The organism is Botrimarina mediterranea (assembly GCF_007753265.1).
Lineage (GTDB): Bacteria > Planctomycetota > Planctomycetia > Pirellulales > Lacipirellulaceae > Botrimarina > Botrimarina mediterranea.
In genome coordinates this window covers 2,402,497-2,414,205 of the sequence record NZ_CP036349.1, presented here as the reverse complement: position 1 = coordinate 2,414,205, position 11,709 = coordinate 2,402,497, and the positions used below count along the sequence as shown (strand labels likewise).

Sequence of the window (11,709 nt, the reverse complement as noted above, 5' to 3'; positions counted from 1 at the left end):
TATCGACAACGGAACAGCAGGCGGGCCAATCGATGCTCCAGACACTCACAAAGTCGATCACTGCGGCGCTACTGCTAGCACTCCCGGGGAGTGTCTTGGGCCAAGAAATGCTGCGTCCGCCTGCGGCGATGATTCCCGCCAGAGCGGGTGACGAGTATACGTCTCCGCCACGAATCCCTTCGTCGCTCGACGAAATGGCCGCGCTGGACCGCTCCGCGTTATCCACGGCCTCGGTTACCTATCAACTCGACGACCTGCTTACCCTTGCAGCGAACAACAACCCCACGCTCGTGCAGGCAAGACTGCACATCTCTTCCGAATTGGGCAAAGCGTTGCAAGCAGGCCTCTACCCAAACCCAGTTTTCTCTTACGAAGGCGAACAGATTTTTCTCGATGTCGCGGGAGACAAGGATTCGCCGGGTGAGTTTCAAGGGGGCGTTCTCCAGCAACGGTTCGTGACGGCAGGCAAGCTCCGCCTGAGTCGCGAGAAGTACCTGCGAAGGGCTCACGTTTCGGAGCATCTGGCGATGGTCCAGCAGTTCCGGGTCTGCAACGACGTGCGGATTCATTTCTACAACGCCTTGGCGGCAAGTGAGACGCTCGCCATCCGTCGTGAGCTGGTAAGAACCGCCGAGGACGGAGCAGTGACCGCCCAAGAGTCGTACAACATGGGCCAAGCGCGGCGACCCGAAGTGCGTCGTGCAAACGTCATGCTGCAACGCGCTCGGCTCGACTTGCTAAGTGCTGAAAACACTTACAACGAATCGTTTCGCCGGCTGGCGTCGCTAGTGGGAACACCGATCGAGGTTGGCGTCCTGTCAGGTGAGTTGCTCCCGCAGTGTCCGCCACTTTCGTTCGACGAGGCGTTGGCTCGCTTGGTGGCCGAGAGCCCCGAGCTGGCCGCCGCACGGGCTAAATTGGCAGTCGATCAGGCCACCGTCCAGCGTGAACGTGTCCAGTGGGTTCCCGATGTCGTGGTGCGTGGCGGTACGGGCTACAACTTTGATGCCAAGGAGACCGTGGCCGTGGCGGGCGTGTCGCTCGAAATTCCCTTCTACGACCGCAACCAGGGGACGATTCGCCAGGCACAGGCCGATTACATGCGTCAGCGACGGGAGATCGAACGTGTTGAACTCGACCTTCGCAATCGCCTCGCTATGACCTACCAGCAATACCTAACCGGCTTGCAGCACGCCGCGGAGTACGAAAGCCTCATCCTCCCCGAGCTGAAAGCGGCTTACGCCGAGCTGCTGCAAAGCTACAAGGAAAACCGTGTCGATTGGCCCGACGTGCTAATGGCGCAGCACGACTACTTTGACGGCCGATTGACCCAGGTCGATAATCTGCTACACGCCCGTACCCAGGAAGTGCTGATTTACGGCTATCTGCTTCACGACGGCTTGATGGCCGCGCAAGGAATCACTCCGCCCGGCCATATCGATTCGGTGCCGAAGCCGCGCTAGTCACGTCGTTTCAAATGAGGAATCACCATGAGCACGTCTTCCAACAATCACGATCAAAATCCGCGTCGGCAGTTCCTCAAGACTTCCGCGATGGTCGCTGGCGGTTCGCTGCTGAGCGGACTTGCGGGAAGTCAAGCGGATGCTCAAGAGATGGTGGCGATGCCGGGCATGAAGCACGAGGGAGGCTTGCCCAAGCCGATTGGCGACGCAAAAGCCGAACGTCCCTCGGGCGATCGCGACTCATTCGACGGCTACTCTCGCTACAAGCCCAGTCGTGGGAACAGTCCCGACTCGGACTATTACCTCGGAAAGCTAATGCCCGGTTTCCGCAGTGCGGAGGCCGAGTCGGTTCCCTTTGTAGCTCCGGACCTGGAAAAGCTGCCGTGGAAGATGGTTGACGGGGTCAAGGAGTTTCACCTCGTCCCGATGGCGGTCGAGCGCGAGTTTCTGCCTGGGTACAAAATGAACGTCTACGGCTACAACGGCAGCATGCCCGGGCCGACAATCGAGGTCACGCAAGGCGACCGTGTGAGGATCGTGGTCACCAACGAGCTGCCCGAACCGACCACCGTCCATTGGCACGGGCTGGAACTTCCCGTTCAGTGGGACGGGGCTTCGGAGCTGACTCAAAACTACATCGAACCAGGTGGGACTTTCGTCTACGAGTTCGATGTCCACGAAGAAGGCACGTACTTCTACCACTCGCACGTGCCGATGCAGGAGGCGAACGGCGCCGTAGGTTGGTTTATTATCCACCCCAAGAAAGCTTTCGAACCGCCTGTTGATCGCGACTTTGGGCTGATCTTCCAGAACTTCTTCATCGAGCCTTCGCAGACAATCGCCGACTCGTGGAAGATGGATTGGAATTGGCACACCATCAATGGACGTAGCGGTCCGTATACAACGCCGCTAGTGTGCAAGCACGGTGAGCGGGTCCGCATCCGCATCATGAACTTTGCGCCGATGCAGCACCACCCGATCCACTTGCACGGTCACACGTTCTGGATCACCGGCCATGAAGGGGCACGCATTCCTAAGAGCGCTTGGGTGCCGCGAAACACCGAACTGATCGGAATCGCTCAGGCAACGGACTTTGAATTCGTCGCCAACAATCCGGGCGACTGGATGTTCCATTGCCACATGGTCCATCACATGATGAACCACATGACCCGACAGGTCGGTCCGCGAGTCCGCGACACTACGGTTGATCGCTACATGGCCAACCTGGACGTTCATCCGTCGGTTGCTCTGACGAAGGAAGACCCCGGTTTCCGAACCCCCGGCTATCCCCAAAAGATGCAGGGGATGAGCATGTCCGACGAGTTCATGCGGACGATTTGGAACCGCCGCGAAGTGCAGGGGATGCGGTCCATGTGGCCGATGGCGGTCATGGGCCTGATGACGGTGCTCCGCGTGCTGCCGGAAGACCTTTACCAGATTGTGATGGAGAGCGACGACGAGGTGGAGAAGGGGGCCGTGTTCGCCGAAATCGTCCGCCGATTCGGGACGCCCGGCCGCTACGAGGCTGCGCCGGTGATGATGAAAGGGATGATGTAGTCCACACAGATGTAAACCAAGAGTGAGGATACCCCATTGGGGTATAAGATTTGCAGGATGAGTTCAGACATCGGTTCTGTACTTCCCTTTCCCTCACACCGGAGACTCCCATGGCATCCAATCCTTCCTACTCGAAGTGTGTCGAAGCGTGCCAAGAGTGTGCGACCACTTGTTTGGCGAATGTCGTCGCGATGCTCGGCAAAGAGAGCAAGAATGCCTGCCCCAGGTGCTGCTTGGAGTGCGCTGCGATCTGCACGCTCTGCGTCCATGCGATGACCATCGACGCGAAATTCGCGAGCGATTACTGCCGCCTTTGTGCCGAGGTTTGCCAGTGGTGCGCCGAGGAATGCGCCGCCCACGATCACGACCACTGCCAGAAGTGTGCGGAGGCTTGCCGCCGTTGCGCCGAAGCGGGCCAATCGGTTGCAGCTTAGGCAAACAGGCTGATTTGCAGCATGCCAGTGCGACTAGTAGCCCAGTCAGACGAGGGCCGGTAAGATGGGGTATAAGCCAATGCCCCATCTTTACCGGCTTACGCGTCGGTGAACCATCTATGCTGTCCGACGAAGAAAAAACGAAGCTCGGCAATCGTCTGCGCAGAATCGCGGGTCAGGTAGCGGCCGTCCAGCGGATGATGGACGAGGACGCCTACTGCGTAGAGATCCTCACCCAGATCGCCGCTGCGAGCGGGGCCCTTGGTAAAGTGGGCCAAAAGATTCTTGAAAGCCACATCAAGTCCTGCGTGGCAGGCGCGCTGGAAAGTGGCAATGCCAAGCAGCGAGATGAGAAGCTGGAAGAACTGATTAAGATCTTCCGAAAATACAGTCGGGTAAGCGAATAAGTGAAGGCGCACGCCGTTAATCCACGACTCAATCGGCAGAGAAGCGGCTTGCCGCACAGTTTGTGCAGAATCCTGCCTTCGAGCCGCTCCCCCTATGTTTCCCCACTTACCTCACTGCTGCTATTATTGAATGTTAGGATCTAGATAGCGGTTGACGGCAATCCGAAAGTCTAGGACTCTTCACGAATGGAAGTCCCCGTGAAACTTCGCTCGTCGCATTGAGCCCAGGGAATTGGCTTACAGACGAAATCCGTATCGGACCGATATTTAAGACAATAGACTTCACGTAATCAGAGCCTAGTCCGCTCTGAACAGCACTTATCATGCGTTTTGTACATCACATCGCCGCCCGAACCCTTGTTTGGCTCGCAGCCATTGCGATGCCGCTGCAAGGGGTTCAGACATCGGCATGTGGATGTACGAACAGTTCCACGCAAGCTTCTAACGCTACCCATTCCGGCGGTCCCGCGCGATGCTGTGGAAAGCCTACTACAGGCGCGTGTCCTTGCACCGGCGCGGAACTGTGTCGTTGTGGGAAAGACAGTTCGTGCTGCCAACCCAAAGCAAGTTGTTGCTCTACCGCTTTGCCCAAGTGCTCAGGCGCGTCCTGCTGCCATGGGCGTTCATGCTGCTCCGGCGGCTCCGAGGAGACTAGCAACAATGGCTGCTCCTGCGGCGATAATTGCCAGTGCGGCCAAAGTGACTCGCCGTCGCAACCGTCAACTCCGCCTGCAGAGGACACACCGACTGAGAGAGTGTTGTTGGCGTTGACCATGCCTTCAGCACCTAACGGTGTGGCACTCTCGCTACCTGAACGATGCCGCTTTGATTTCTTGGCCTTGGCAGCCTCTCTGCCCGCCGTGGATCGTTGCGTTTCTCTATGTCGGTTCACGCTCTGAACCACTCTCCACGGCACCTGTGCGCGCTCTCATTAGCGTCGTAATCCGCTAGCAGCCGTGCGTCTTCGCCGCTCTCTTTCGCACCAGTTTCGTTGCGAGAAGAATCCTGCCCTTCGCTGCATCAAAGAGCAGAGTGGCTTCTTCGCGTGCTCAGGTGTTTTCCATCAGCATGGATTGTGTGCTGTCAGTGGGCGTCGCCAACGCGAATGAGAGTCCCCAAGCGTACCTGGCGATGGTCGCCAGGCATGCACAATCGGAATTTACAATGACTCGAAAGGAATCGAGGTAGACCATGTACACAAAGATTCTCTGCTTGCTTGCCCTGGTTGTTTGTTTGTCCGCGGTTGGATGTCGTTCCACACCTGGCAGCCGCCCCGCACCATCGGGATACTCTGCGCCAGCATCAAGCGGTGGCTGTTCACATTGTGGTTAGATACCGACGTTGCCTGCAATCAGCGGCAGGCGTGAAAGCCCCTGCCGCTTGAGGAGCGTCGACTGAACGATAAGAGAGACGCATTATGAATGACAAGAAGAACCTGTCGGACGAAGCTCCCAAGCCAAAAGAGCCGCCTGTGAAAGAAGCAGTCGACACGCCCGAATCGACGATCGAGAAGCGTGCTTCGCGTGGCTGGTGGGTACAGCTGATCGCCGGGCCATTGCTGCTGGTGGCGACAGGCGCAGCGCTTATCGCCTCCTTAGGCGTCGCCCAGCGACTTGGCTGGATCACGGCTGGTGATGGCGGTGGAAACAATAATCTCGCCACGAGTGGTGGCGCCGACACGCGCACCTACATTTGTCCGATGCTATGTACGCCACCACAGGTTGGTCCGGGAAGGTGCCCGGTCTGTGAGATGGAACTCGTGCCAGCCGCTTCGGGTGGCGGTCCGTCAGATGGGAAGTCGGTACAAATCGACTCGGCTGGTCGAAGGGTGGCCAATATCCAGACCGCGTCCGCCAAATCGATTCCGCTCACACGTGTGATCCGTGCTGTGGGTGAGTTGAACTACGACGAAGGATCGCTCAAGACAATTTCCGCCTACGTCGACGGACGCCTTGATCGCTTGTACGCGGATTTTACCGGGGTCGTTGTGGAAAAAGGTGACCACCTAGCCCTGGTCTACTCACCTCGACTTTACTCGGCGCAAGTTGAGTTGTTGCTGGCAATAAGGTCGCGAGAGAACAGCCGCGACGCGACGCTTACGCGGGTCCACGACGCTAACCGCGACATGTACCAAAGCTCTCGGCAAAGATTGATCGAACTGGGAATGACCGAGGAGCAAATTCAGCAGCTTGAAGCGGCTGGCGAGGCGAACAGTCGCTTGCATCTCTGTGCTCCAATCAGCGGAACGGTCATCAAGAAGTACGCGACCGAGGGACAATACGTCAAAGAGGGCCAAGCGATTTATGAATTGGCTGACCTGTCGACGGTCTGGCTAATGCTGGAGTTGTTCCCGGAAGACGCCTCCTCTATGCGATACGGGCAGCAAGTCAAAGCGGAGGTGCAATCGCTTCCGGGTCGTACCTTCACCGGACGTGTCGCGTTTATCGACCCCGTAGTAAATACGGACACACGGACCGTAGGCGTCCGGGTCGTTATTCCCAACGAGGACGCAATGCTGCGAGTGGGCGACTTTGCGAAAGCGACTATCGATACACCAATTGGATCAGGACCAGATTCAGGACTCATCTATGACCCACAGCTAGCCAACAAATGGATCAGTCCCAGGCACCCCCATGTAGTGGAAGACTCGCCCGGCAAGTGTCGCGTGTGCGGAGTCGACCTTGTGCCAGCTTCCCGGTTTGGATTCACCGATCAGCCAGACGCTGCTGGCAGCGTGATGGTCGTGCCGCGCAGCGCGGTCCTAGTCGCGGGCGATAACGCAGTGCTCTACGTCGAGACCGAACCGGGGCGGTTCGAGATACGCAAGGTGGTCCTCGGCCCCCGGAGTGGGGATCAAATCGTCGTGCTCGACGGTTTATCTGAAGGTGATCAAGTAGCCGTTTCGGGCAACTTCCTGATCGACTCGCAAATGCAATTGGCTGGGAATTCTTCGCTCATCGACCCCACCAAGGCGGAGTCAGTTATCGAATTTGAACTTGACGAACTAGACATGCCTCCAATCGGCGCGCCGATGTTGATAGCCGGTGACTCAGTGACTACCCCGCAGATCGGGTTTGTTAGCCCTGTCGAGGAAGACAGCAACGCTTCAGCCGAACTATCCCCCGACGACGCCAGATTGGCTAAACGACAAGCACTATGTCCGGTCGCCGACATGAAACTCGGATCGATGGGAACACCAATCAAAGTCATGGTCGAAGGAAGGCCCGTCTTTATCTGCTGCGAGGGTTGCCGCGAGCGGCTATTGGCTGAACCTGCGAAGTATCTTGCCAAGCTGGATTCAAATTCGACTGAAGAGGAGGCGACCAAATGATCAATGGACTGATTGATTTTTGTCTCCGAGAACGATTGGTCGTGGCGATCGCCGTTGTTGGCGTTATTGCTTACGGCTGGTACGCCACGAAGAAGGTCCCCCTCGACGCGATCCCCAATGTCGGCGAGAACCAGGTGATCGTGCTGACCGAGTGGCCAGGGCGTTCACCCAAGGATATTGAGGACCAAATTACCTACCCCTTATCGGTCGCACTACAGGCGGTCCCCGGCTCGAAGAGCGTGCGCGGTAAGAGCATGTTTGGGTTCAGCTTCGTGCAGGTGACGTTTGAAGACGGCGTCGACTTCTACTGGTCACGTTCACGCGTCGCTGAGCAATTGACGACCGTTTCGGGCATTCTGCCCGAGGGCGTGTATCCGAGGCTTGCTCCCGATGCGACTGCGCTGGGTCAGATCTACTACTACGTCTTAGAACCACCGCCCGGCATGAACCTTGCCGAATTGCGGTCGAAGCAAGATTTCTTCATTAAATATTCGTTGCAGTCGGTCGACGGTGTTGCCGAGGTCGCGTCGATCGGTGGTTACGTCCGGCAGTATCAGGTTGAAGTCGATCCTGACTCGTTGCGGTATCACAACATCCCGCTGAGCAGCGTCATCAGGGCTGTCAAAGAGTCGAACATCGACGTCGGCGCCAAGACGGTCGAGACCAGCGGCATGGAGTTTCTCGTCCGTGGCCTGGGATTCATCGGCTCCGGAAAGACTGAGGAGGAAACGCTTGAGCAAATCGAGAATACGGTCGTGATTTCGCGCGACGGCGTGCCGATCCGCGTGCGCGATGTCGCCCAGGTGCAGATAGGCCCAGCCTTTCGTCGCGGTGCACTCGATTTTAACGGGCAGGAAGCAGTCGGCGGCTTAGTCGTGATGCGGTATGGTGAGAATCCCCGCGACGTCATCGAGCGAGTAAAGCAGAAGATCGCGTCGCTCGAGTCAGAACTCGACGGCATCACAATTCGGGGAGTCTACGATCGCACCGAGCTGATCGATGAGACCGTCGCAACACTTACCGGTGCCTTAAAGCACGAGATCGCCATTACCATTGCCGTGATGGTGATTTTCTTGCTGCACGTACGAGCCAGCATCGTAATCGCCATCACGCTGCCACTCGCGGTATTGATGGCGTTCATCGCGATGAACCTGTTTGGTGTCGACGCCAACATCATGTCGCTAGCGGGAATCGCGATTGCCATCGGCACGATGGTCGACATGGGAATCATCGTGCTGGAGAACATCTATGGTCACTTGGCTGCTTGGGAAGCCAAAGGCGCGCCAGGCGGCGAGAAGAAGCGACTAGCGGTGATCCGTGAATCGGCTAGCGAAGTCGTCCCTGCCGTAGTTACGGCTGTGAGTACGACCATCGTCAGTTTCTTGCCGGTGTTCTTTTTGACAGGCCGTGACCACCGGCTATTTGCGCCTCTTGCCTGGACAAAGACGTTCGCGCTGGCTGCCAGTTTGATCGTCGCGGTCGCTGTTGTTCCCATGCTTTGCCGAGTCTTTCTTCGAAGCTCGCGGGCGAAGCAGCCTACCAGCATCCTTGCCGGAATCAGTTTAGGCGCGCTACTGGCAGGGCTCAGCTATTTCGTCTGGGGAGACGAGTTCCAGCACCTAACATCACTCCCGCCATTGGTGTCGGCGCCCCTAGCTGGTGCAGTCGGCCTGTTCATTGGATGGTGGATGACTTGTGAAAAAATTCGTCCGCTGGAAGAGAATCCCGTAAGCCGTTTTGTGCTATGGCTCTACGCCGGCCGGTTACGGCTCGCCTTGCGACACAAAGCGCTCATGTTGTCCATCCCAGCAATGATTTTTGTGCTTGGACTCGGAGCATGGATTGGCTTACCGACCGTGTTGCAACCGGTGGAGAGCACTTTCGCGATGCTCGGCGCCGACCTGAATGCGGTTCCGGGCTACGTCAAAGCCAAGCATTTGTTCACCGGCCTCAAAAGCGACGACTGGATTGCGCTGGATGAAGGAAGCTGGTTCTACATGCCGAGTCTTTACCCGGCCGCCAGCTTTTCGCAGGCGATGGAAGTGCTTCAAACGCAGGACGTGCTGATCAAGAGCATCCCCGAGGTGGCAAATGTCCTTGGTAAGATCGGTCGTGTGGAGTCGGCGCTCGACCCGGCGCCCGCCGCGATGGTTGAGACCTACGTGATGCTCAAGCCGCGCGACCAGTGGCGTGAGGGAGTCACCGCCCGCGACATTTGGGACGAAATCAACGCTGTTGCGACGCTGCCTGGCGTAACGCCCGCCTCGGCACTGCAACCGATCGAAGGCCGAGTCGTAATGCTCCAAAGCGGCATCAAGGCGTCAATGGCCGTAAGGATTTACGGCGACAGCCTCGAAGGACTCGGTGAAGCCGCCATGGCAGTCGCCGAGCGCCTGCGTGAGCATCATCTCGTGAACGCTGGGACGGTGAACCCTGACATCGTGATGGGCAAACCCTATTACGAGTTCGAGGTTGACCGTGAAGAGTCTGCCCGCTACGGCATGACGACGATGATGGTCAATCAGATTGTCTCGGCAGGTCTTGGGGGGGTGGATGTGACGACCACTGTCGAGGGCCGTGAGCGTTACCCCATCCAAATCCGGTTCCACCGTGGCGTCCGAGAGCAGCTTGAGGACCTGCAAAAAGTCTCTGTCGTGACACCGAAGGGCGAGGTTGTGCCACTGGATCGGCTTGCGGACGTGCGGACGACGTGGGGACCGGGCGCGATCAATAGTGAAGACGCTAGGCTAGTGGCCCACGTATCATTCTCGCCTTCAGGCGGCGCTGGTGACATCGAAACGGTTGAGGCCGTCATGAAGTCCCTTCGCTCGGCCCGCGAAACTGGCGAACTCACGTTCCCGGATGGCAATTTCGAGTTGCAGTCCGTCGGGTCGTTCCAAAACCAGATCGAAGCCAACCAGCGACTAATGTGGATCGTCCCCATGGTGATCCTCATTAACCTGCTGCTGCATTATTTGCACTTCCGCAACTTCGCGATCTCGCTAGTGGTCTTCTCTGGTATCCCTGTCGCAGCGGCCGGGGGGATGATTGCGGTGGCGGTGATGGGCGTAGAGATGAACACTGCCATGTGGGTGGGCTTCATCGCCCTCTTCGGCCTAGCCGCCGACGACGGCATCGTGATGGCCACCTACATGCGAGACACCCTGAACAAACGGACAATCCATAGCGTGCGCGACATCCGCGAGGCGATCTACGACGCCGGGCTTAAGCGAATCCGCCCGTGCATGATGACCACCATCACCACGATCGTGGCGCTTGTCCCCGTACTCATGTCAACCGGTCGCGGCGCCGACGTCGCGCGGGCGATGGCCTTACCGATTTTTGGAGGAATGCTGATCGAACCGTTTACAACCTTTATCGTTCCCACGCTGTATTGCGCTTATGTCGAGTTCAAGATGCGTGCCGGATTGCAAGATGACTACTGGGCAGAGTCCGCCCAGGAAGATACGGCGTCAACATCAGCAGGGTCGCCCACTACGTCTGCGGCCTAAGAGGCATACGCCGTGCGTTTGTTGACTGGGAGCTTCCAGTGCACAATCCGTGCCACTCCCTATCTTTCTTTGAAAGGATTTTGAGATGAATCGGCTAACAGTATTCGTGGCGATGGTAAGCGTCATCGCACTTTCACACGTGGCAACCGCGCAAGACGCGAAAGAAGCAGCGCAGCTCCAAAAGCAGCAGGACAAGCTGCGGGTCGCCGTGCAGGAGATCTGCCCCGTGTCGGGCGAGAAACTTGGCTCGATGGGCGAGCCGCTTAAGGTGCAAGTCGGCGAGGAGACCGTGTTCCTCTGCTGCAAAGGATGCGCAGGCAAGCAAGTGGATCCCGCGCACTGGGCGACGATTCACACGAATATGGCCAAAGCGCAGGGCATTTGCCCCGTCATGAAGAAGCCGCTGCCTGAAGACGCGAAATCGATCGTTGTGAATGGGCAGGCAATCTTCATCTGCTGTCCTCCGTGCGAGGACAAGATCACCGCCGAGCCGGAGGCCTACATCGAACAGGTCAGCGCCCTCTACACGACGTCTGTCCGCGATCAACTTCGTATTGCGGTTCAGGATATCTGCCCCGTATCGGGCGAGAAGCTCGGCTCGATGGGTGAACCGCTCAAAGTGCAAGTCGGCGAGGAGACCGTGTTCCTTTGCTGCAAAGGCTGCATGGGCAAGCAGATAAAGCGGGAGCACTGGGGGACGATTCACGCCAACTTCGCCAAAGCTCAGGGCATCTGTCCTGTGATGGGTAACGATCTTCCCAAGACGCCTAAGTGGACGATTGTCGAAGGGCAAGTCGTATATGTCTGCTGCCCGCCCTGCACCAAAAAACTTGCTGCCGAGCCGCAACTGTACCTGCGAAAGGTGGATGCACTCTATACCGCGCACCTTGATAAGAAAGCGAAGGAGGACAGTCAGCGTGCCCAGCGTTAATGCGACTGCCTTGCGTTTTTTGGCCGGCCTCGGGCGTCTCGCCTCCCCCCGCATCAGGGGCGCCCGGGCCGGCT

7 protein-coding genes are annotated in these 11,709 nt (G+C 57.9%); all 7 read left to right on the top strand.

Going from position 1 to position 11,709, the window contains the following annotated elements:
• Positions 1-32: 32 nt before the first annotated feature.
• The 7 genes from Spa11_RS09650 (at position 33) to Spa11_RS09620 (ending at position 11,635) form a co-directional block, all read left to right on the top strand.
• On the top strand, positions 33-1,463 hold the full coding sequence (locus tag Spa11_RS09650; RefSeq protein WP_231933226.1) for a TolC family protein: 1,431 nt from the start codon (positions 33-35) through the stop codon (positions 1,461-1,463).
• A 27-nt stretch (positions 1,464-1,490) separates the two neighbouring features.
• On the top strand, positions 1,491-3,020 hold the full coding sequence (locus tag Spa11_RS09645) for a copper oxidase (protein WP_145111391.1): 1,530 nt from the start codon (positions 1,491-1,493) through the stop codon (positions 3,018-3,020).
• A 110-nt stretch (positions 3,021-3,130) separates the two neighbouring features.
• Positions 3,131-3,454, top strand: coding sequence for a four-helix bundle copper-binding protein (locus Spa11_RS09640; RefSeq protein WP_145111387.1), 324 nt, complete (start codon positions 3,131-3,133; stop codon positions 3,452-3,454).
• A gap of 119 nt (positions 3,455-3,573) precedes the next feature.
• Positions 3,574-3,861 carry a metal-sensitive transcriptional regulator gene (locus tag Spa11_RS09635; protein ID WP_145111384.1) on the top strand — a complete coding sequence of 96 codons (288 nt, stop codon included), beginning with the start codon at positions 3,574-3,576 and terminating at the stop codon, positions 3,859-3,861.
• A gap of 1,417 nt (positions 3,862-5,278) precedes the next feature.
• A complete protein-coding gene (locus tag Spa11_RS09630; RefSeq protein WP_145111381.1) occupies positions 5,279-7,192 on the top strand; it encodes an efflux RND transporter periplasmic adaptor subunit in 1,914 nt (637 codons plus the stop codon).
• Positions 7,189-10,704 carry an efflux RND transporter permease subunit gene (locus tag Spa11_RS09625; RefSeq protein WP_145111378.1) on the top strand — a complete coding sequence of 1,172 codons (3,516 nt, stop codon included), beginning with the start codon at positions 7,189-7,191 and terminating at the stop codon, positions 10,702-10,704. Before Spa11_RS09630 ends, Spa11_RS09625 begins: the two co-directional genes overlap by 4 nt.
• 85 nt (positions 10,705-10,789) lie before the next feature.
• Positions 10,790-11,635 carry a hypothetical protein gene (locus Spa11_RS09620; protein WP_145111375.1) on the top strand — a complete coding sequence of 282 codons (846 nt, stop codon included), beginning with the start codon at positions 10,790-10,792 and terminating at the stop codon, positions 11,633-11,635.
• Positions 11,636-11,709 lie beyond the last annotated feature (74 nt).